This window comes from Mesorhizobium sp. DxT (assembly GCF_058448885.1).
In genome coordinates, this window is record NZ_JBZFLJ010000002.1 from 129972 (window position 1) to 150256 (window position 20285).

21 protein-coding genes are annotated in these 20285 nt (G+C 63.8%); 17 read left to right on the top strand and 4 right to left on the bottom strand.

Going from position 1 to position 20285, the window contains the following annotated elements:
- Positions 1-9: 9 nt before the first annotated feature.
- On the bottom strand, positions 10-684 hold the full coding sequence (locus tag ACVJNE_RS04675) for a DNA-3-methyladenine glycosylase family protein (RefSeq protein WP_499564151.1): 675 nt from the start codon (positions 682-684) through the stop codon (positions 10-12).
- A gap of 77 nt (positions 685-761) precedes the next feature.
- On the opposite strand from ACVJNE_RS04675, the gene gluQRS reads away from it, so the two are divergent.
- Positions 762-1637 carry a tRNA glutamyl-Q(34) synthetase GluQRS gene (gluQRS, locus tag ACVJNE_RS04680; protein WP_499563430.1) on the top strand — a complete coding sequence of 292 codons (876 nt, stop codon included), beginning with the start codon at positions 762-764 and terminating at the stop codon, positions 1635-1637.
- Positions 1638-1804: 167 nt separating this feature from the next.
- A complete protein-coding gene (locus tag ACVJNE_RS04685) occupies positions 1805-2668 on the top strand; it encodes a DMT family transporter (protein ID WP_499563432.1) in 864 nt (287 codons plus the stop codon).
- A 7-nt stretch (positions 2669-2675) separates the two neighbouring features.
- Here the strand turns inward: ACVJNE_RS04685 and ACVJNE_RS04690 are convergent, their stop codons facing one another.
- Both ACVJNE_RS04690 and ACVJNE_RS04695 read right to left on the bottom strand, forming a co-directional pair.
- Positions 2676-4454: a methyl-accepting chemotaxis protein gene (locus ACVJNE_RS04690; protein ID WP_499563434.1), complete on the bottom strand. Its 1779-nt coding sequence runs from the start codon at positions 4452-4454 to the stop codon at positions 2676-2678.
- Positions 4455-4643: 189 nt separating this feature from the next.
- Positions 4644-5498, bottom strand: coding sequence for a YihY/virulence factor BrkB family protein (locus ACVJNE_RS04695; RefSeq protein ID WP_499563436.1), 855 nt, complete (start codon positions 5496-5498; stop codon positions 4644-4646).
- Between the two features lie 51 nt (positions 5499-5549).
- Between ACVJNE_RS04695 and ACVJNE_RS04700 the strand changes: the two genes are divergently transcribed.
- The 12 genes from ACVJNE_RS04700 (at position 5550) to ACVJNE_RS04755 (ending at position 16486) form a co-directional block, all read left to right on the top strand.
- Positions 5550-6416 (top strand): SDR family oxidoreductase, encoded by an 867-nt coding sequence (locus ACVJNE_RS04700; protein ID WP_499563438.1) that lies wholly within the window; start codon positions 5550-5552, stop codon positions 6414-6416.
- 19 nt (positions 6417-6435) lie between these two features.
- On the top strand, positions 6436-6627 hold the full coding sequence (locus ACVJNE_RS04705; RefSeq protein WP_173189417.1) for a twin transmembrane helix small protein: 192 nt from the start codon (positions 6436-6438) through the stop codon (positions 6625-6627).
- Positions 6628-6646: 19 nt separating this feature from the next.
- Entirely contained in the window at positions 6647-7228 is a 582-nt protein-coding gene (locus ACVJNE_RS04710) for a cob(I)yrinic acid a,c-diamide adenosyltransferase (protein WP_499563440.1), read from the top strand.
- A gap of 31 nt (positions 7229-7259) precedes the next feature.
- Positions 7260-8027, top strand: coding sequence for a rhomboid family intramembrane serine protease (locus tag ACVJNE_RS04715; protein ID WP_499563442.1), 768 nt, complete (start codon positions 7260-7262; stop codon positions 8025-8027).
- Positions 8028-8240: 213 nt separating this feature from the next.
- Positions 8241-8987: an electron transfer flavoprotein subunit beta/FixA family protein gene (locus tag ACVJNE_RS04720; protein WP_173189411.1), complete on the top strand. Its 747-nt coding sequence runs from the start codon at positions 8241-8243 to the stop codon at positions 8985-8987.
- 25 nt (positions 8988-9012) lie between these two features.
- Positions 9013-9942, top strand: a complete 930-nt coding sequence (locus ACVJNE_RS04725; protein ID WP_499563445.1) for an electron transfer flavoprotein subunit alpha/FixB family protein — start codon at positions 9013-9015, stop codon at positions 9940-9942.
- A 121-nt stretch (positions 9943-10063) separates the two neighbouring features.
- The gene (locus ACVJNE_RS04730) at positions 10064-10945 is read left to right on the top strand and encodes a 3-hydroxybutyryl-CoA dehydrogenase (RefSeq protein ID WP_499563447.1); all 882 of its coding nucleotides are present in this window, start codon (positions 10064-10066) and stop codon (positions 10943-10945) included.
- A gap of 230 nt (positions 10946-11175) precedes the next feature.
- A complete protein-coding gene (locus ACVJNE_RS04735) occupies positions 11176-12381 on the top strand; it encodes an ABC transporter substrate-binding protein (RefSeq protein ID WP_173189405.1) in 1206 nt (401 codons plus the stop codon).
- A gap of 278 nt (positions 12382-12659) precedes the next feature.
- Positions 12660-13457, top strand: a complete 798-nt coding sequence (locus ACVJNE_RS04740) for an ABC transporter ATP-binding protein (protein WP_499563449.1) — start codon at positions 12660-12662, stop codon at positions 13455-13457.
- Complete coding sequence (locus ACVJNE_RS04745) at positions 13454-14158, top strand: ABC transporter ATP-binding protein (RefSeq protein ID WP_173189401.1); 705 nt, start codon at positions 13454-13456, stop codon at positions 14156-14158. Before ACVJNE_RS04740 ends, ACVJNE_RS04745 begins: the two co-directional genes overlap by 4 nt.
- Before the next feature lie 4 nt (positions 14159-14162).
- Positions 14163-15167 carry a branched-chain amino acid ABC transporter permease gene (locus ACVJNE_RS04750; RefSeq protein ID WP_368803783.1) on the top strand — a complete coding sequence of 335 codons (1005 nt, stop codon included), beginning with the start codon at positions 14163-14165 and terminating at the stop codon, positions 15165-15167.
- Positions 15164-16486, top strand: coding sequence for a branched-chain amino acid ABC transporter permease (locus tag ACVJNE_RS04755; protein ID WP_499563451.1), 1323 nt, complete (start codon positions 15164-15166; stop codon positions 16484-16486). Before ACVJNE_RS04750 ends, ACVJNE_RS04755 begins: the two co-directional genes overlap by 4 nt.
- A 27-nt stretch (positions 16487-16513) precedes the next feature.
- On the opposite strand, the gene tlpA is transcribed toward ACVJNE_RS04755, so the two are convergent.
- Positions 16514-17182 carry a thiol:disulfide interchange protein TlpA gene (gene tlpA / locus ACVJNE_RS04760; RefSeq protein ID WP_499563452.1) on the bottom strand — a complete coding sequence of 223 codons (669 nt, stop codon included), beginning with the start codon at positions 17180-17182 and terminating at the stop codon, positions 16514-16516.
- A 40-nt stretch (positions 17183-17222) separates the two neighbouring features.
- Here tlpA and argH point away from each other — a divergent pair, with 40 nt between their 5' ends.
- The 3 genes from argH to lysA are packed head-to-tail and all read left to right on the top strand — an operon-like array spanning position 17223 to position 20169.
- Positions 17223-18644, top strand: a complete 1422-nt coding sequence (gene argH, locus ACVJNE_RS04765) for an argininosuccinate lyase (protein ID WP_499563454.1) — start codon at positions 17223-17225, stop codon at positions 18642-18644.
- A gap of 34 nt (positions 18645-18678) precedes the next feature.
- A complete protein-coding gene (locus tag ACVJNE_RS04770; RefSeq protein ID WP_173189391.1) occupies positions 18679-18891 on the top strand; it encodes a hypothetical protein in 213 nt (70 codons plus the stop codon).
- A gap of 12 nt (positions 18892-18903) precedes the next feature.
- Entirely contained in the window at positions 18904-20169 is a 1266-nt protein-coding gene (gene lysA, locus ACVJNE_RS04775; protein WP_499563456.1) for a diaminopimelate decarboxylase, read from the top strand.
- The last annotated feature ends 116 nt before the right edge of the window (positions 20170-20285 follow it).

Below are 20285 nucleotides of genomic sequence, written 5' to 3' on the forward strand. Positions count from 1 at the left end.
AATTCTAAATCATGCTGTTTTTGCGGCTTTTTTCGCCGTTTCGGTGGGCGGTGCAGCGTCCCGTCCGCGCAATTCGCGATAGTAGGCCCAGAAGAGCCGCGCCGCGACGCCTCTCCAGGGCGTCCATGATTCGGCGATTCGGTAGAGCGTTTTGGCGTCGGGGCGGGGTTCGATAGCCAGCGCATGGCCGACGGCGGTCTGCAGCGCGACGTCGTGAGCCGGGAAGATGTCGGGATGGCCGGCGCAGAACAGTAGGTAGACTTCTGCGGTCCACGGCCCGACGCCGTGCAGCGCGGTCAGCCGCGCCATCGCGTCATCGGGATCCGCAGCGGCAAGGTGGTCGATGTCCAGCCCGTCCTCGACAACCGCACGGGCTATCGCCAGCAGCGTCTTCTGTTTGGGCCGTGAGAGGCCGGCGGTGCGAAACGCCTCCTCACCGGCCGCCAGCACACCCGGCGCATCGAGCGGATCGACCAGCGCCACGAGCCTGCCCAGGATCGCGTCGGCGCTCGCCCGCGAAACCTGCTGCGAGACGATGATCGATACGAGGCTTGCAAAGCCCGGCTCCGACAGGCGGAGCGGCACCTCGCCGGCGGCAGCGACGACTGCTGACAGCCGGGGATCGATGGCCGCCAATGCATCAAGCCCTTCGGCAATGTGGTCCAGCGTCTCGATCCTGCGCATCATTCGCCCTTGTTCTTGATTGCAGGCCACCGTAGCAATCGCGAAATGAACCTCACAATCCGATTGCCGACATTCTCATGACACGGCCGGTCTTCCGTTTCGCGCCGAGCCCCAATGGCGAACTGCATCTCGGCCACGCCTATTCGGCGTTGCTGAACGCGAGACTGGCACGCGAAACCGGCGGCCGCCTGCTGCTGCGGATCGAGGATATCGACATCGGCCGCTGCACCCCGGAATTCGAAGCGGCGATCTATCGCGATCTCGCATGGCTTGGCATCGAATGGGAAGAGCCCGTGCGCCGGCAGTCGGACCATTTCGCCGACTACGCCGAAGCCCTCGACCGGCTGATCGATGCGGGGCTTGCCTATCCCTCCTTCATGAGCCGGGGCGAGGCGCGCGCAATGATCGTCGAGGCTGAAGCCACCGGCCGCGAATGGCCACGCGATCCCGATGGCGCGCCGCTGTTTCCGACGGCTGAGCGCAGTCTTTCAAGCTGGGAGCGACTTACCCGGATCGACGAAGGCGAACCATTTGCATGGCGGCTGGACATCGACGCCGCGCTCGCGCATGCGTCGACGCCCATCCTGTGGGACGAAGAGGGCAGCGGCCCGTCGGGCGAGACCGGCCGCGTCAAAGCCAATCCGGCGGCATGGGGCGATGTCGTGATCGCGCGCAAGGAGGTGCCGACAAGCTACCACCTCGCCGTCGTGGTCGACGATGCGTTGCAGGGTGTGACGCACGTGGTGCGCGGTCGTGACCTGTTTCACGCCACCGCCGTCCAGCGACTGCTGCAGGAGCTGCTCGGGCTTTCTGCGCCGGTCTATCTGCACCACGACCTGATGCTGGGAGACGACGGCCGAAAACTGTCCAAGAGCAGGAAGGATACTGGCCTCGCCGCGCTGCGTACCGCCGGCCTCACGCCGACGGACGTCACGCGCATGGTCGGTCTGTAGCGGCTGGCGCCTGCTACCGTGAGCAGGTACAGGCGCCTGCTCCGCAAAGGCGATGTTGTAATCTTGCCTGTCAGCGACACGAAACCATTGGCTCAATTCTAATCCTTTGCTTGTTGCGGCGATCAGCACTAGAGCGGGCTGCCTGACATCGATCCCAAGCCCGAGCCATGTCCCGCGCCGCAAGCTTCATTCCCGTTCTTTTCGTGCTGCTCTGGGCAACCGGCTTCATTGGCGCCCGCTACGCGATGCCGTGGTCGGAGCCGTTCAGCTTCCTCGCCGTACGCTTCGTGCTCGCAGCGGTCGTCTTGTTGCTGATCATGCTGGTGATGCATTCGAAGAAGCTGCCCCCACGCAAGGCCGCGCATGCCGCATTTGCCGGCGCGCTGATCCACGGCGTCTATCTCGGGGGCGTGTTCTGGTCGATCCGGCATGGGCTGCCGGCCGGGCTTTCCGCTCTCATCATCGGGCTCCAGCCGCTGATCACCGCCGTCATGGCAGGCTGGGCGCTAGGCGAGCGTATCCTGCCCCGCCACTGGGCGGGGCTCGCCGCGGGCTTCCTCGGCATAGTGATTGTGCTGGCGCCGAAGATCGGCCAGGCAATCGGCGGCGTCACGCCGGCAACATTCCTGGCCTGCCTGGCCGGCGCGGTGGCGATCAGCGCCGGCACCGTGTGGCAGAAGAAGTTCGTATCCAACGCCGACCTCGTCACCGCGACGCTGTGGCAATATCTCGGCGCCGCCGTGGTGATGGCCATCGGCTCATTCGCCTTCGAGACGCGCGAGTTCACGCTGACCGGCGAGCTCGTCTTCGCCATGGCGTGGCTGGTGCTGGTGCTGTCGATCGGTGCCATCTTCCTTCTGATGATGATGATCCGCGAGGGCGAGATGTCGAAGGTCTCGTCACTCTTCTACCTCGTGCCCGCGGTCACAGCCCTCATCGCGTGGGTGCTGTTCGGCGAAACGCTGACACCGATCCAGCTCGTCGGCATGGCGATCACCACCATCGGGGTCGCGATGGCGACGCGCCGATAGGGACGCGTCAGAATTCCTCCCAGTCGTCGGTTGCCAGCGCCGCGTTGCCGGCAAAGGCACTCTTCACCTGCCGAACGAGGTGCCGCGCGGGCGATGGAGCCGGTTGCGATTGCTGGGAAGCAGCAGGCGCTGCCGGGGCCTCACCCGTCCTGAACTGCGTCAGCAGGCTGAACAGCGATTGCGCCTCGCCCGCAAGCGAGTGGCTGGCTGCGGTCGATTCCTCAACCATTGCCGCATTCTGCTGCGTGCCCTGATCGATCGTGTTCACTGCACGGTTGATCTCCGCGAGGCTGGTCGCCTGTTCGCGCGCGCCCTGCACGATGGCCGCGACATTCGTGTTGATCTCCTGCACCTGCTGGACGATCTGCTCCAGCACCTTGCCGGTTTCTCCCACAAGTGACACGCCCCGCTCGACCTGGCTTCCCGAGGTGCCGATCAGCTCCTTGATGTCCTTGGCCGCCATTGCCGACCGCTGCGCGAGTTCGCGCACCTCCTGCGCCACCACGGCAAAACCCCGACCAGCCTCTCCTGCACGAGCGGCTTCGACGCCGGCATTGAGCGCCAGCAGGTTGGTCTGGAAGGCGATCTCGTCGATCATGCCGATAATGTTGGAAATCTGCTGGGACGATGATTCGATCTCGCCCATGGCGGCAACCGCATTGCGCACGACGCCGGCGGAGCGTTCGGCATTCTCGCGCGTCTGCCGCACAAGGCTGCCCGCTTCCTCCGCCCGCTTGCTCGAATCCGAGACAGTTGCAGTAACCTGCTCGAGTGCCGCGGCAGTCTCCTCGACCGAGGCCGCCTGTTGCTCGGTACGCCTCGACAGGTCCGATGCGGCAGAACGCACCTCCTCCGCACCGGCCGCGATCGACCTTGCATTATGGCCCACAGCCTGCATCGCGGCACAGAGCTTGCCGACGGCCTCGTTGAAATCGGTCCTCACCTGCTCCATCGAGGGCACGAAGGCGCGCTCCAGCCGCTGCTCGAGGTCGCCCTCCGCTAGAGCCCGCAAGCCGCCTCCCAGCGCAACGACGGCGCTCATGCGCTCGCTGACGTCGGTGGCGAACTTCACCACCTTCACCACCTTGCCGTTGAGGTCGACGATCGGATTGTAGGCGGCCTGGATCCAGATTTCCTTGCCGCCCTTGCCGTAGCGCACGAATTCGTTGGCAATGAATTCGCCCCGGGCGAGCCTCGGCCAGAACTGGCGGTATTCGTCGCTTTGGGCATAGCCCGGATCGCAGAACATGCGGTGATGCCGGCCCTGGAGCTCGGCGAGCTCATAGCCGAGGGTCTTGCAGAAATTGTCGTTCGCCGTGAGAATTTCGCCTTCGGGCGTAAACTCGATGACCGCCTGGGATTTCGAGATCGCCGCCAGCTTGCCGGCATCTTCGGCCGCTCGTTGCCGCGCCGCGGTGACGTCTGTAGCGAACTTGACCACCTTGTAGGGCTTGCCGCGCCTGAACAGAGGATTGTAGGACGCCTCGATCCATATTTCCCGACCGCCCTTGCCGAAGCGCTTGTACTGGCGCTGGTCGTATTCGCCGCGCGCCAATCGCGCCCAGAATTCGCGATATTCGGCACTGTCGGCTTCCGCCGGGTCGACGAACATCCGGTGGTGGCGACCCACGATCTCGGAAAGCTCGTAGCCCACAGCGGCACAGAAATTGGCGTTGGCAAAAAGGATATTGCCAGCGAGATCGAAGTGAATGACCGCCTGTGAACGATCGATAGCAGCAATGATGGCGCTGTCGTCAGACACAAAAGCTGGAAGCAGTCTCGGCATTGCAGAGCCTTTCGGAACCAGGTCTTCACAGAAGACCTTGCGACACTATTCTCAAGCGTCTGAACCCACCGAAAAGCGGCCCGATCGATCAATCCGTTATTATTCGCCTCGCCCGCAATATAACTACCATCGACAAGGTTAAACAATCGCTATTGCTTTGCCGACTTAAAGTTGGTGTCCGGTTGCAGACTACTGCGCCACCTTGGCGCGCGCATCGAGGTACCGCTTGATGGACGCGTTGAGCTCGCCGCCGAGGATGAAGATCGCCGACACGATGTAGAGGAACACCAGCGCGATCATGATCGAGGCCAGCCCCGCATAGGTCGAGGCATAGGTCGAGTAGTAGCTGAGATAGGTGGCGAACAGGGATGAACCGACCACCCAGAACACAAGGGTGAAGATCAGCCCCGGCACGATCTCGCGAAACCGGCGCTTACCCGCCGGCAGCCAGAGATGCACCGCGATCAGCGCGAGAACGATGATGACGGCAGCAATCAGGATGCGCCACAGATTGATGGTCCCGATATAGGGCTCGATCCATGGCAGGCGCTGCTGCGCGATGCCGATGGCGACCGGCAGCACGACGAGCAGCGACGAGACGATCAGGAACCCGATCGTCGCCACCAGCACAAAGGCGAGGCTCTGCGCGCGCAGGAATAAGATCGAGCGCCGGTCCAGCACCCGATAGGCTCGATTGAGCCCCACGCGCAACGCCTCGATGCCGTTGGAGGCGAAGAAGGCGGCAGCCAGGATGCCGATGGTCAGGAAATCGCCACGCTGGATGGTCAGCACGCTCGACACCTCGCGCGCGATCGGTGCGGCGATCTCCTCCGGCCAGGTGTCGAATATGAGATGCACGGCCGTTTCGGCAAAGGCATCCGCACCTAGGAAGCTCGCCAGCGACGTTGCGAAAATCAGGAAAGGAAACAGCGCCAACAGGGCCGACAAGGCGAGATGGCTGGCGAGCGCCCACCCGTCATCATAGTTGAAATGTCCGATGGCGTCGCCGAGGACGCGTTTGATGATAACCAGTCTGCGCAGCATTTTTCCGGCCGATTGTATCGCACGTGCGAATATGGGAAGGGAATCGCCTTCATGGCAAGCATCGATACAGATACGAAGCAACAGGCTGACAAGTTGCGCACAATCATCGTCACCGGTGCATCTTCCGGCATAGGCGCATATTGCGCCCGTGCGCTCAAGCGGGACGGCTGGCGGGTGTTCGCAACCGCGCGCAAGCCGGAAGACATCGCGACTCTGGAGGCCGAAGGCATCGAGGCTCTGTTTCTCGACTACCGCGACCCCGCCTCGATAGAGACACTCGTGGCCGAAGTGACCGCCCGCACGGGCGGACGTCTGGACGCCCTCTACAACAACGGCGCCCATGCGCAGGCAGGTGCGGTCGAGGACTTGCCCGTGGAGGCCCTGCGGGAACAGTTCGAGGCCAATTTCTTCGGCTGGCACGACCTGACGCAGCGGATCGTGCCGGTCATGCGGGCGCAGGGGCATGGCCGCATCGTTCACTGTTCCTCGATACTCGGCCTCCTGCCGGTCAAATATCGCGGCGCTTACACAGCGTCGAAATTCGCGATCGAGGGGCTAATGCTGACGCTTCGGTCGGAACTCGACGGATCCGGCATCGAGGTCTCGATGATCGAGCCCGGCCCGATCGAATCGAAATTGCCGTCGAACGGCCTTGCCTGGTTCGAGCGATACATCGATGTCGATGCATCGCCACACCGGTCGGACTACGAGGCACAACTGGCGCGGCTACGTCAGGGCGGCGTCAGGTCGCGGATGAAACTCGGCCCCGACGCGGTATATGCAGTTCTCAAACATGCGCTGGAAAGCCCGCGCCCACGGCCGCATTACCTGGTCACGACGCCGGCAAAGATAGGCGCGCTGCTCAAGCGGCTGCTGCCGGCGTCCGTGTTATACCGTTTCCTTGCCAACCGCGCCTGAACGAGATCGGAAACCAACCATGTCGACAGCCTTCAACATCATCGCCATCCTCTTCATGGTCGCTGTGGTGATCGTGCTTATCCGTGGCCTCATGAACATGCTGCGCGGCGGGTCCGGCAACACCTCCAACAAGCTGATGCAGGCTCGCGTGCTGCTTCAGTTTTTCGCGCTCGTGTTCATTCTGCTTGCGCTCTATTTCTCGCGCGGCTGAACGATCGGGGAACTGCAAGATGGTCGTACTCAACAAGATCTACACCCGCACCGGAGATGACGGCACGACGGCGCTGGGCTCCGGCGAGCGGCGGCCTAAATACGACCTGCGGGTTACCTCCTACGGGACGGTGGACGAGGCCAATGCGTGCATCGGCATGGCGCGGCTTCATACCGCGAACGCGCATGCCGCGATCGACGCGATGCTCGGCCGCATCCAGAACGATCTTTTCGATCTCGGGGCAGACCTCGCTACGCCCGATACCGGGCAGGACCTCGGCTACGAGCCGCTACGCATCGTCGCCTCGCAGGTGGCGCGGCTTGAGGCCGACATCGACACGTTGAACCGCAACATCAAGCCGCTGCGCACCTTCGTCCTGCCCGGCGGCTCACCAGCAGCGGCCGCGCTTCACCTTGCGCGCACCATCGCACGCCGCGCCGAGCGGCTGATGGTGGAGCTTTCGCTGGCGGATGGTGAAACCGTCGGGGCGGAAGCGATCAAATACATCAACCGCGTCTCCGATTTCCTGTTCGTCGCCGCCCGCGCCGTCAATGACAATGGCGAAAGCGATGTGTTATGGGTGCCGGGACAAAACAGATAGCCTCCAGTGCCGAGGCGGGGCCTGGGGGACCATGTTCATACCGCTTCACGACGCCAACAAGCTCAAGCGCATCCGCCTGCAATATGTGACGCTGGGCCTCATCGCCGCCAACTGCCTCGTCTATCTGCTGACGGCGGTCGCCAGCGAGCAGTTCATCGAAGCAACCGTGATCGGGCTGGGCTACATACCGGCGACCTTGTTCGACAATGTCGTGCGCCCGCCCAACCTGGTTCTTGTGCCGGACCAGGCAACCTACATCACCTATTCATTCCTGCACGGCGACATCTTTCACCTGGGCGGCAACATGCTGTTTCTCTGGGTGTTCGGCGACAATGTCGAGGACGCGCTCGGCCATTTCAGGTTCCTGATCTTCTATCTGGCCTGCGCGGCCGCCGGCGCCTTCATGCACGGGCTGCTGGTTCCGACCTCTCACGCGCCACTGATCGGTGCTTCGGGCGCGGTCGCCGGCATCATCGCCGCATATCTGATCCTGCATCCGCGCGTGAAGATATGGGTGCTCGCCTTCGGCCGCCTGCCGCTGCGCCTCCCCGCCTGGATTTTGCTGGCACTCTGGATTCTGTTCCAGTTCGCCATGATCCTCCTCGATGGCGAGGGCGAGGTGTCTTGGGCGGCCCATGTCGGCGGCATCATCGCCGGCGCGGTGCTGGTGTTGGTGCTGCGCCGCCGCGACGTTCCGCTGTTCGACCGGACGGTGGTCACGCCGCAGGCAGCCGTGGTCGAGAGACCGGCGCCGCCACCTCCGCCGGCCGATACACCATCGCCCTGGGGCCGGCGCTGACGGCCTGCTGCACAATTCAAACGGTTTGAGCCGGCGGCGCATATTGACGCTGGCGCGGCGGATGACTACAGCCTCATGCGGCCACGGCACGCAATGCCCGGTGGGCGGCGCGACGTGCTGAGTTTCGTCCCGACGATGTCGGTATCCGGCAAGCGATCGGCATGAGGGGCTGCTACGCAGCTCCGACAAAAATCTCGGAAAGGTCTCACGCGCATGAAAGTTCTTGTCCCTGTCAAGCGGGTTGTCGACTACAACGTGAAGATCCGCGTCAAGTCGGACGGATCGGGCGTCGAACTCGCAAATGTGAAGATGTCGATGAACCCCTTCGACGAAATTGCAGTCGAAGAGGCGATCCGTCTGAAGGAAGCGGGCAAGGTGGAAGAAATCGTCGTCGTGTCGATCGGCCCGGCGCAGGCGCAGGAGACGATCCGCACCGCACTCGCCATGGGCGCCGACCGCGGCATTCTGGTCAAGATCGAAGAGACCACCGAGCCGCTGACCGTTGCGAAGCTCCTGAAGGGCATCGTTGACGAGGAAAAGCCGGAGCTCGTCATCCTCGGCAAGCAGGCGATCGACGACGACGCCAACCAGACAGGCCAGATGCTGGCAGCACTTCTCGGCTGGTCGCAGGGCACCTTCGCCTCGAAGGTCGAGATCGACGGCGGCAAGGCCAAGGTAACCCGCGAGGTCGACGGCGGCCTGCAGACGGTGGAGCTGTCGATGCCGGCCATCGTGACCACCGACTTGCGCCTGAACCAGCCGCGCTACGCTTCGCTGCCCAACATCATGAAGGCGAAGAAGAAACCGCTCGACGAGAAGTCGGCCGCCGATTACGGCGTCGATGCATCGCCGCGCCTCAAAGTGCTGAAGACCGAGGAGCCGGGCGGCCGCAAGGCGGGCGTCAAGGTCAAGGACGTCGCCGAGCTGGTGTCGAGCCTGAAGTCCGCAGGCGTCCTCTAGGGTTCGGAAAAGGGAGATTATCGATATGGCCATACTTCTCGTTGCCGAGCACGACAACGCAACCGTTTCCGACCAGACCGCCAAGGCGCTGACCGCTGCACTGGCGATCGGCTCCGACGTCGACATTCTTGTCGCCGGCAAGGGCGCCAAGGCTGCCGCCGACGCCGCCGCCAAGCTGAAGGGCGCGCGCAAGGTTCTGCTGGCCGAGTCCGACGAACTCGAACATCGCCTCGCCGAGCCGACGGCGGCCCTCGTCGTGTCGCTCGCCGACGGCTACGATGCGCTGGTCGCGCCAGCCACCACGATGGGCAAGAACGTGATGCCACGCGTCGCGGCCCTGCTCGACGTCATGCAGGCGTCGGAGATCATCGAGGTCGTCTCGGCCGACACGTTCAAGCGCCCGATCTATGCCGGCAACGCCATCCAGACCGTGCAGTCGACCGACGCCAAGAAAGTCATCACGGTCCGCACCGCCTCCTTCCAGGCGGCAGGCGAAGGCGGCTCCGCTGCGGTAGAGACCGTTTCGGCGGCCGCCAATCCGGGCCTTTCGACCTTCGTCGAGAACAAGCTCTCGGAGAGCGATCGTCCGGAGCTGACCTCGGCCAAGATCATTATCTCGGGCGGCCGCGCGCTGGGCTCTTCGGAAAAGTTCCAGGAGGTCATCCTGCCTGTCGCCGACAAGCTGGGTGCCGCGGTGGGCGCGTCCCGCGCCGCGGTGGATGCCGGCTACGCGCCGAACGACTGGCAGGTCGGCCAGACCGGCAAGGTCGTGGCGCCTGAGCTCTACATCGCCGTCGGCATTTCCGGCGCGATCCAGCATCTGGCCGGCATGAAGGACTCCAAGGTGATCGTCGCCATCAACAAGGACGAGGAAGCCCCGATCTTCCAGGTGGCCGACTACGGTCTCGTCGGCGACCTCTTCACTGTTCTGCCGGAACTCGAAAAGGCGCTTTGACGCACCGCCGACCGGCGTATTAATTTGTGAAGGGCGGGGTAGACAGAAGTCACCCCGCCCTTTTAGTTTGCACCGCAACAAAAGCACGGCCGAAAGACGGCCCGACCACGGGATCAGCGTCATGACTGGCAAGATCGGAACGGTAGGCATCATCGGCGCCGGCCAGATGGGCGGCGGCATCGCCCACGTAGCGGCCCAGGCAGGCTACAAGGTCAAGCTCTACGACATCTCGGCCGAGCGCATCGAGAACGGCATCGCCACGATCAACGGCAACATGGCCAGGCAGGTCTCGTCCGGCAAGATGGAGGAGGAGGTGCGCAAGGCCGCACTCGCCAACATCTCCGCAGCTCCGACACTGGAGGATCTCGCAGGCGTCGATCTCGTCATCGAGGCGGCAACCGAGGACGAGACCGTCAAGCGCAAGATTTTCGCCCAGCTCTGCCCGATCCTCAATCCCGAAGCACTGCTGGCGACCAATACCTCGTCGATCTCGATCACGCGCCTCGCCGCGCAGACCGACCGGCCGGAGCGCTTCATCGGCATTCATTTCATGAACCCCGTGCCGGTGATGAAGCTGGTCGAGCTGGTGCGCGGCATCGCCACCGAGGATTCGACCTTCGAGACCGCGCGCGAGTTCGTCCAGAATCTCGACAAGACGATCACGGTGGCCGAGGACTTCCCGGCCTTCATCGTCAATCGCATCCTGCTGCCGATGATCAACGAGGCGATCTACACGCTCTACGAGGGCGTCGGCTCGGTGGAAGCTATCGACACGGCGATGAAGCTGGGCGCCAACCATCCAATGGGTCCGCTGCAGCTTGCGGATTTCATCGGCCTCGATACCTGCCTGTCGATCATGCAGGTTCTGTATGACGGTCTCGCGGATTCCAAGTACCGCCCCTGCCCGCTACTGGTGAAATATGTCGAGGCCGGCTGGCTCGGTCGCAAGGCTGGACGCGGCTTCTACGATTATCGCGGCGAGCATCCCGTCCCAACCCGCTGAGCCAAGGCACGGCGCTCCCCGCAATTCCAGCGCGCAAAACCGCGACCCTGGTGACAGGGTCGCTGCTCCTTTCGTGCGCCCGTTAGCCAATTTCCGTTTTGTTTTCGCGGCTTGACCGTTCCCGGCTTTACAAACCCCCGGCGCGGTAAGAGTATCGGCCCCAATCCAGCCCTAGCGGGGGCCGGGCCAAAAACAAGACGCACAAACACGACCAAGTGGAGGTTTTTCGTATGTCATCCAGAACTCGCAACGCGCTTGCCGCGTCCGTCGCCGGCGCGCTCCTTTTTGCCGCGTCCGCCGTCGCGCAGGCGCAGGAAGTGAAGGTCGGCATCATCCTGGGCTTCACCGGCCCGCTCGAAAGCATCACGCCCGGAATGGGCGGCAGCGCAGAACTCGCGCTGAAGGAAGTCAACGACAGCGGCCTGTTCCTCGACGGCCAGACGCTGGTGCCGGTCCGCGCGGACTCGACCTGCATCGACAACGCTGCCGCGACGGCCGCTGCCGAGCGCCTCGTCACCACCGAGAACGTTGCCGCCATCATGGGCGCCGACTGCTCGGGCGTGACCATCGGTATCGTCAACAACGTCGCGGTGCCCAATGGCGTCGTCATGGTTTCGCCTTCGGCGACCTCGCCGGCGCTGACCGACATCGAGGACAACGACTACTTCTTCCGCACCGCGCCGTCCGACGCGCGTCAGGGCGAAGTGCTGACCGAGGTGATCCGTTCATACGACATCGATTCCGTCGCGGTGAGCTACACCAACAACGACTACGGCAAGGGCTTCTCGGACTCCTTCGTCGCTGCCTTCGAGGCGGCCGGCGGCACGGTGACCATCGCTGCCCCGCATGACGACGGCAAGGGCGACTACTCGGCCGAGGTTGGCGCACTGGCGGCAGCCGGCGGCGACGTTCTCGTCGTGCTCGGCTATGTCGATCAGGGCGGCGTCGGCATCATCCGCTCGGCCGTCGACACGGGCGCGTTCGACCGCTTCGCGCTGGGCGACGGCATGTACGGCCAGAGCCTCATCGACGCGATGGGCGACAGCATCGAAGGCACGATCGGCGTGATCCCCGGTGCCGAGGGTGAGGGCTCGGCCAAGTTCGCTGAAGCTGCGAAGGCTGCGGGCCTCGACCCGACGAGCTCCTACACCGGCGAAAGCTACGATGCTGCTGCGCTTATCGCGCTGGCCATGCAGAAGGCAGGCTCCACGGACCGCACGGCGATCCGTGACGCGATGCTTGAGGTCGCCAACGCACCGGGCGAGCAGATCATTGCGGCAGACCTCGCCAAGGGCCTGCAGATCCTCAAGGACGGCGGTGACATCGACTATGTCGGCGCAACCAATGTCGAGCTGATCGGCCCCGGTGAAGCGGCCGGAACCTACCGCGAGTACATCATCGAAAACGGTGAGTTCAAGACGGTCCAGTTCCGCTAAGCCAGCGTAAGACGACAAGACCCGGCCTCCCCGCGAGGCCGGGTTTTTCGCACATGGAGTATGCGGCAGCAGGGTAGGTGCCGCAACGACATATGGATAAATGCGGACTGAAAGCGCAGTATAACGCTGCGTAAGGCGCTACATTTTCGCACATAAAATGCGAAAATCTGACAAATCGGCCGCTCGCAGCTTGCTTTTTCCAAGGATTCAAGGGCAGAAGGCCCGCGTTTCATTCCAGGCAACGAGAACAAGAGCCGCAAACGGCTCAGGGGAACCGAATGATCCGTGTAGACGATCTGCATATGCATTTCGGAGGTATCAGGGCGGTTGACGGGGCGAGCATCGAGATCGCCAAGGGTTCGATCACCGGCCTGATCGGCCCGAACGGCGCTGGCAAGACCACGCTCTTCAATGTCATCGCCGGCCACTACAAGCCGTCCTCCGGAACGGTCTGGCTGGGCGATGAAGATATCACCGGCCTCACCCCGCACGAGCTGTTCCACAAGGGGCTGCTGCGTACCTTCCAGATCGCGCATGAATTCTCCACGCTGACGGTCCGCGAGAACCTGATGATGGTTCCCGACCACCAGCCGGGCGAAAGCCTCGTCGACGTCTGGCTTCGCCCATCCAAAGTGCGCGCACGCGAGGAAGAGGTGCGCGCACGCGCCGACGAGGTCATCGAGTTCCTCGAGATTTCGCATGTCGCCGACGAGCTCGCCGGCAATCTGTCCGGCGGCCAGAAGAAGCTGCTCGAGCTCGGCCGCACCATGATGGTCGATGCCAAGATCGTGTTCCTCGATGAGGTGGGGGCCGGCGTCAACCGCACGCTGCTCAACACGCTGGGCGACGCCATCATCCGCCTCAACAAGGAGCGCGGCTATACGTTCTGCATGATTGAGCACGACATGGATTTCATCGGCCGCCTGTGCGACCCGGTCATCGTGATGGCCGAGGGCAAGGTGCTGATCGAGGGCTCGGCCGAGGAGGTCAAGGCCGACGAGCAGGTGATCGAGGCCTATCTGGGCCGCGGACTGAAGAACCGCCCGGCGAAGAAATCGAAGGGAGGCGGCGCATGAGCTTCCTGATCGGTGAGGCGATGACCGGTGGCTATGGTGGCGCCGACATCCTGCATTCCTGCACGATTGCCGTCGAAAAGGGCGAGATCGCCGTCATCGTCGGCCCCAACGGCGCCGGCAAGTCCACCGCAATGAAGGCGATGTTCGGCATGCTCGGCCTGCGCGAAGGCCGCGTGATGCTGGGCGACCGCGACATCACCGCCCTTTCCCCGCAGGACCGGGTCAAGGCCGGCATGGGGTTCGTGCCCCAGACCTCCAACGTCTTCGTCACCATGAGCGTGCAGGAGAACCTGGAGATGGGCGCCTATATCCGCCAGGATGATTTCTCCGACACGATGGCGCAGGTCTTCGACCTGTTCCCCATCCTGAAGGAAAAGCGCCGCCAGCCGGCGGGCGAGCTCTCCGGTGGCCAGCGCCAGCAGGTTGCCGTCGGCCGCGCGCTGATGACCCGGCCGAGCGTGTTGATGCTCGACGAGCCCACCGCCGGCGTATCGCCCATCGTCATGGACGAACTGTTCGACCGTATTCTTGAAGTGGCAGCCACCGGCATCGCCATCCTGATGGTCGAACAGAACGCACGCCAGGCTCTCGCCATTGCCGATCGCGGCTACGTGCTCGTGCAGGGCAGCAACCGTTTCACAGACACCGGGGAGGCCTTGCTTGCCAACCCGGAAGTCCGCGCATCGTTCCTGGGAGGCTGAGGTCATGGAAGGTTTCCTCAACGCCTTGGTGGTGTTCGCAAACTTCGTCTTCATTCCGGGCCTCGCCTATGGCGCGCAGCTCGCGCTCGGCGCGCTGGGCGTCACGCTCGTGTTCGGTATCCTGCGCTTCTCCAACTTCGCCCACGGCGACCTGATGGCGTTTGGCACCATGATTACGATTCTGGTGACGTGGTGGCTGATCGGCATGGGGGTGACCCTCGGCCCACTACCCACGGCGCTGCTGGCGCTGCCGGTGGGCATCATCGGCGCCGTCGCCATGGCGCTGCTGATCGACCGCCTCGTCTTTCGCTTCTACCGCAAGCAGAAATCGGCAGGCATCGTCTTCGTCATGGCGTCTGTCGGCGTCATGTTCGTGCTCAACGGCATCGTTCGCCTGATCATCGGCCCCAACGACCAGCGGTTTGCCGACGGCGAACGCTTCCTCGTCACCGTGCGCGGCTTCCGCGAATATACGGGGCTCGCCGAGGGGCTGGCGATCCGCCTGCCGGTGGCGATCACCGTGATCGTCGCCGTCATCGTCGTCGTGGCGCTGTTCTGGTTCCTGCAATATTCGCGCACCGGCAAGGCGATGCGCGCCTATTCGGACAATGAGGACCTGGCGCTGCTGTCGGGCATCAATCCTGACAAGGTCGTCATGGTGACCTGGATAATCGCGGCAGCGCTCGCGACGATCGCAGGCGTGCTTTACGGCCTCGACAAGAGCTTCCGGCCCTTCACTTACTTCCAGCTTCTGCTGCCGATCTTCGCCGCTGCCATCGTCGGCGGCATCGGCCAGCCGCTGGGAGCGATCGCCGGCGGCTTCGTGGTCGCCTTCTCCGAAGTGACGCTGACCTATGCCTACAAGCGGGTGCTGGAATATCTCGGCTTCCAGCCCGAAGGGCTCGTTCAGCTCCTTTCGACCGAATACAAGTTCGCCATCTCCTTCGTCATCCTCGTCCTCGTGCTGCTGATAAGGCCGACCGGCATCTTCAAGGGGCGCGTGCTATGAGCAACCGCGAGCGTATCGTCTATCTCTACGGCGCGATGGCGATCCTGCTCGTCGCGGTGGGCGTTTTCCAGAGCTGGACCCTGAGCCTCACGATCCTAAACCTCTGCCTGATCTCGGCGATCATGTCGCTGGGCGTGAACATGCAGTGGGGCTATGCCGGCCTGTTCAATGTCGGCATCATGGGGTTTGCAGCGCTGGGCGGGCTCGCCGGCGTGATCGTCTCCATGCCACCGATACCAGGCGCGTGGTCGGCCGGCGGCTTGGGCATCGGCCTGTCGCTGCTGGCGTTGGTGGGCACGGTTGGCATCGCCGTCTTCGTGCGCGGGCGCACCTCCGGCAGCGTGCGCACACTGGCGACGCTCGCCATAGCGGTGATCGGCTATTTCATCATTCGCCGCTTCTTCGATCCAGCCGTCTCGGCCATCGAGAGCTTCGATGCAGCCCGCACCGGCTATCTCGGCGGTCTCGGCATGCCCATCATATTCTCGTGGCTGGTGGGCGGCGTCTTCGCTGCGGGTGCGGCATGGCTGGTGGGCAAGATTGCGCTTGGCCTGCGCGCCGACTATCTCGCCATCGCCACGCTCGGCATCTCCGAGATCATCATCGCCTTTATGCGCAACGAGGAGTGGCTGACGCGCGGCGTCAAGAACGTCTCTGGCCTGCCGCGCCCCGTTGCCTACGAGGTTCAGCTTCAGCAGGCGCAGTGGTTCGTGGACCTGTCCACACGAGTCGGAATCGATCCGATCTCGTTCTCGTCGATCTACGTTCGCCTCTCCTACGCGTTGCTCTTCGCCGTCGTGCTCATTGTCCTGATGTGGCTGGCGGAAAAGGCCCTCAACTCGCCCTGGGGCCGCATGATGCGCGCCATTCGCGACAACCGCGACGCAGCCGAAGCGATGGGCAAGGACGTGACCGGTCGTCACCTGCAGATCTTCGTGCTCGGCTCAGCCGTCGTCGGCATCGCGGGCGCGATGCTCACCACGCTGGACGGGCAGTTCACGCCGGGTCAGTACAACCCGTTGCGCTTCACCTTCCTGATCTGGGTGATGGTGATCGTCGGCGGCTCCGGCAACAACTGGGGCGCGGTGCTGGGCGGCTTCCTGATCTGGTTCATCTGGGTCGAGGCGGAACCCGTGGGCGGCTGGCTGATGTCTGTCATCACCGCCGGCATGGCGCCGACCAATCCGGTCCGGCTGCACCTCGCCGACGCCGCGCCCTACATGCGGCCGCTTCTGATGGGCGTGATCCTGCTTGTGGTGCTGCGCTTCGCCCCGCGCGGGCTGATACCGGAACGTTCCGCGATGGCGGCACGAAAGTGACGACGGGATGATCGAGAAGCGGCGGTTCTACATCGCCGTTTCGATGAGGCGTTTGGCGTCTTCGCTGGCCCATTCGGCAGGACCGTTCATATGGCCGATCATGCAGCCTTCGTCGTCGACCAGCAGCGTCACCGGCAGGCCGAGCGCGAGCCCGCGCCGCTTGAGTTCGTTGAACAGGCCGAGCGTCGAATCTCGATAGTAGCCAAGCGCGTCCACCTTCGTTTCCTCGAGGAACCGCATGGGCTTCTCGTCGCTGCCCGTGTCGACATTTACCGCCACCACCTCGAAGGTATCGCTTCCCATATCCTTCTGTAGCTGGTTCAGCGCGGGCATCTCCTCGCGGCATGGCGCGCACCAAGTCGCCCAGAGATTGACCAGCAGCGTCTTGCCGGACAGGTCGGCAAGCGTCATCGGGCTTCCGTCCGGGGCATTGAAGGCGAGATCCTTGACCGACTGCGGCGGGTTGGCGGCCAGTATCGCCGCAACCTCACCGCGGGCTGCTGCATCCACGGCCTCGAGCGTTTCGGCCTTGGCCTGGCAGGCCGCATTGTCCGCGTCGAGCGCGGCAACCTCCTGCGGATTGTTGCCAGAGGGTGCGCCCATCACGTATACGCCGATCGCACCGGCCGCGATGCCGGCCACGATTGCGAGCGCGATCAGCCGTCCGGTCGGTAGATGGAATTTGCCGTTTGCCATCAGTCAGTCCACTCAGTCCTTCGGGAGCCCCGTTATCACCATGAGCGAGAAAAAGGCCAGCAACCAGATGTGGGGCGGACGATTTGCCTCGGGTCCCGCGGCGGTGATGGAAGCGATCAACGCCTCGATCGGCTTCGACAAAAAGCTTTACGCGCAGGACATCCGCGGTTCGATCGCCCATTCCGAGATGCTTGCGGAAACAGGCATAATATCCGCCGACGATCAAAAGAAGATCGCTCACGGGCTGAACACGATCCTGTCAGAGATCGAGGCGGGCACTTTCGAGTTCTCGGCCAGGCTCGAGGACATTCATATGAATGTCGAGGCGCGGCTGGCCGACCTTATCGGCCCTTCGGCTGGTCGTTTGCATACCGCGCGCTCACGCAACGACCAGGTGGCGCTCGATTTCCGCTTGTGGGTGAAGGAGGAGCTTCAGCGCACCGATGCTGCGCTGGTCCGCCTGATCGAGGCGTTTCTCGATCGCGCGCAGGATCATGCGGCCACCGTCATGCCGGGCTTCACCCATCTCCAGACGGCGCAGCCGGTCACCTTCGGTCATCATTGCATGGCATATGTCGAGATGTTCGCGCGCGACCTTTCGCGCGTCCGTGACGCCATCGAGCGCATGGACGAGTCGCCGCTGGGCGCGGCCGCCCTTGCCGGCACCGGCTTTGCCATAGACCGCCACCGCACGGCCAGGGCGCTCGGCTTCCGCGAGCCCACCCGCAACTCCATCGACAGCGTGTCCGACCGCGATTTCGCGCTGGAATACCTGTCGCTGGCAGCCATCTGCGCCACCCATCTGTCGCGGCTGGCGGAAGAGATCGTCATCTGGTCGACGCCGCAGTTCGGCTTCGTGCGATTGTCCGACCAGTTCTCGACCGGCTCCTCGATCATGCCGCAGAAGAAGAACCCCGACGCCGCCGAGCTCGTGCGCGCCAAGACCGGCCGCGTCAACGGCCACCTCATCGCGCTGCTCACGGTCATGAAGGGCCTGCCGCTCGCCTATTCCAAGGACATGCAGGAAGACAAGGAAGCCGTCTTCGACGCTGCAGAAACGCTCGACCTGATGCTTGCGGCGATGACCGGCATGATCGGCGATATGGAGATCAACGCGGCCTCCATGAAGCGCGCCGCCGGCTCCGGCTATTCGACCGCGACCGATCTGGCCGACTGGCTGGTGCGCGAGGCCGGACTACCGTTCCGCGAAGCGCACCATGTCACCGGCCGGGCCGTTGCCGCCGCCGAAGCCCGCAAGGTTTCGCTTGAAAGGCTGTCGCTGGAGGAGCTGCAGGAGATCGACAGCCGCATCACCGCGGATGTGTTCGGCGTGCTTTCCGTCGCCGCGTCCGTCAAGAGCCGCTCGTCCTTCGGCGGCACCGCCCCGCAGGAGGTGCGTCGCCAGGTGCGCTACTGGCGCAAGCGCTTGAAACGGGATGCATCGGCATCAAAACTCCGCTAGAAACACCGCACACTCAATTGCACGGACAGGCAGGATGCACGCCGGAACCCTTATCAGAACGACACTTCTGCTGGCGGCGATCGGCGTTGCCGTGACCGCCTGCGGCCGCCGTCCCGGCACGCTCGACACGCCTTACGAAGCGGCCCGCGACGCGCGCGAGGAAGCCCGGCGCAACGACCAGCCGCTGCCGCCAGAGCCAAAGCCGCCGGTTCAGGATCGCAAATTCTTCCTCGACGGCCTGATCTAGAAAGCGGCTTCCGTGAACCATTTCGAGTACCGCGACGGCGTTCTGCACGCCGAAGACGTTTCAGTGCCGGAGATCGCTTCCGTCGTCGGCACGCCGTTCTACTGCTATTCGACCGCGACGCTGACGCGGCACTATAACGTCTTCGCAAAGGCGTTCGATCAACTCGACGCGCTCGTCTGCTACGCAACCAAGGCCAACTCCAACCAGGCGGTGATCCGCACGCTCGCCAAGCTCGGCGCGGGCGCCGACGTCGTCTCGGAAGGCGAACTGCGCCGTGCGCTGGCAGCCGGCATACCGGCCGACAAAATCCTGTTTTCGGGCGTCGGCAAGACGGCAGACGAGATGGACTTCGCGCTCGCGGCCGGAATTCGCTGCTTCAATGTCGAATCGCTACCGGAGCTGGAACTGCTTTCCGCCCGCGCGGTCGCCGGCAACCGCACCGCGCCGGTCTCGCTGCGCATCAACCCGGACGTCGACGCGAAGACGCACAAGAAGATTTCCACCGGCAAGGCCGAGAACAAGTTCGGCATAGCCTGGAAGGACGCCCGCGCCGCCTATGCCCGCGCCGCCGCGATGCCGGGCCTGAAGGTTTGCGGCATCGACATGCACATCGGCAGCCAGATCACCGAGCTGCAGCCCTTCGATGACGCGATCGCACTTCTGGTCGAGTTGACCAAGACGCTGCGCGCCGAAGGTCACGCGATCACCCATGTCGACGTCGGCGGCGGGTTGGGCATCCCGTACCGCAACGACAATGCGCCGCCGCCACTGCCCGATGCCTATGCGGCGGTGGTGAATCGCCACATGAAGCCGCTCGGCCTGCAGGTGATCTTCGAGCCCGGCCGGCTGATTGCCGGCAATTCCGGTATTCTCGTCAGCAAGGTCATTTATCTGAAGGAAGGCGACGCCAGGAATTTCCTGATCGTGGATGCGGCGATGAACGACCTGATCCGTCCGACGCTCTACGACGCTTTTCACGACATCCGGCCCGTGATCGAGCAGCCGGCCGACGCACCGCGACTGATGACCGATGTGGTCGGCCCGGTTTGCGAGACGGGTGACTATCTCGGCCACGATCGGGACCTGCCGAGGCTGGCGTCAGGAGACCTAGTCTACGTGGCCACCGCCGGTGCCTACGGCGCAGTGCAGGCCTCGACCTACAACACGCGTCTTCTGGTGCCGGAGGTGCTGGTCAACGGCGACCGTTTCCACGCCGTCCGCCCCCGCCCCACCTACGACGATCTGATCGGGATGGATTCGGTTCCCGACTGGCTGTAGCGCCAAAAGTCAGGCGCCAATCACGATTTCGCGCGCCGCCTCGCCTTCGCCGCGTTTGCTGCTATCCTTTCGTAGAGCGGTGCGATTCCGGCACCGCCCAGATGATGGCTCCCGAA

Bases quoted from the DNA above. Each gene is read 5' to 3' on its own strand.
- ACVJNE_RS04675 (WP_499564151.1), bottom strand. From the start codon at position 684: ATGCGCAGGATCGAGACGCTGGACCACATTGCCGAAGGGCTTGATGCA.
- gluQRS (WP_499563430.1), top strand. From the start codon at position 762: ATGACACGGCCGGTCTTCCGTTTCGCGCCGAGCCCCAATGGCGAACTG.
- ACVJNE_RS04685 (WP_499563432.1), top strand. From the start codon at position 1,805: ATGTCCCGCGCCGCAAGCTTCATTCCCGTTCTTTTCGTGCTGCTCTGG.
- ACVJNE_RS04690 (WP_499563434.1), bottom strand. From the start codon at position 4,454: ATGCCGAGACTGCTTCCAGCTTTTGTGTCTGACGACAGCGCCATCATT.
- ACVJNE_RS04695 (WP_499563436.1), bottom strand. From the start codon at position 5,498: ATGCTGCGCAGACTGGTTATCATCAAACGCGTCCTCGGCGACGCCATC.
- ACVJNE_RS04700 (WP_499563438.1), top strand. From the start codon at position 5,550: ATGGCAAGCATCGATACAGATACGAAGCAACAGGCTGACAAGTTGCGC.
- ACVJNE_RS04705 (WP_173189417.1), top strand. From the start codon at position 6,436: ATGTCGACAGCCTTCAACATCATCGCCATCCTCTTCATGGTCGCTGTG.
- ACVJNE_RS04710 (WP_499563440.1), top strand. From the start codon at position 6,647: ATGGTCGTACTCAACAAGATCTACACCCGCACCGGAGATGACGGCACG.
- ACVJNE_RS04715 (WP_499563442.1), top strand. From the start codon at position 7,260: ATGTTCATACCGCTTCACGACGCCAACAAGCTCAAGCGCATCCGCCTG.
- ACVJNE_RS04720 (WP_173189411.1), top strand. From the start codon at position 8,241: ATGAAAGTTCTTGTCCCTGTCAAGCGGGTTGTCGACTACAACGTGAAG.
- ACVJNE_RS04725 (WP_499563445.1), top strand. From the start codon at position 9,013: ATGGCCATACTTCTCGTTGCCGAGCACGACAACGCAACCGTTTCCGAC.
- ACVJNE_RS04730 (WP_499563447.1), top strand. From the start codon at position 10,064: ATGACTGGCAAGATCGGAACGGTAGGCATCATCGGCGCCGGCCAGATG.
- ACVJNE_RS04735 (WP_173189405.1), top strand. From the start codon at position 11,176: ATGTCATCCAGAACTCGCAACGCGCTTGCCGCGTCCGTCGCCGGCGCG.
- ACVJNE_RS04740 (WP_499563449.1), top strand. From the start codon at position 12,660: ATGATCCGTGTAGACGATCTGCATATGCATTTCGGAGGTATCAGGGCG.
- ACVJNE_RS04745 (WP_173189401.1), top strand. From the start codon at position 13,454: ATGAGCTTCCTGATCGGTGAGGCGATGACCGGTGGCTATGGTGGCGCC.
- ACVJNE_RS04750 (WP_368803783.1), top strand. From the start codon at position 14,163: ATGGAAGGTTTCCTCAACGCCTTGGTGGTGTTCGCAAACTTCGTCTTC.
- ACVJNE_RS04755 (WP_499563451.1), top strand. From the start codon at position 15,164: ATGAGCAACCGCGAGCGTATCGTCTATCTCTACGGCGCGATGGCGATC.
- tlpA (WP_499563452.1), bottom strand. From the start codon at position 17,182: ATGGCAAACGGCAAATTCCATCTACCGACCGGACGGCTGATCGCGCTC.
- argH (WP_499563454.1), top strand. From the start codon at position 17,223: ATGAGCGAGAAAAAGGCCAGCAACCAGATGTGGGGCGGACGATTTGCC.
- ACVJNE_RS04770 (WP_173189391.1), top strand. From the start codon at position 18,679: ATGCACGCCGGAACCCTTATCAGAACGACACTTCTGCTGGCGGCGATC.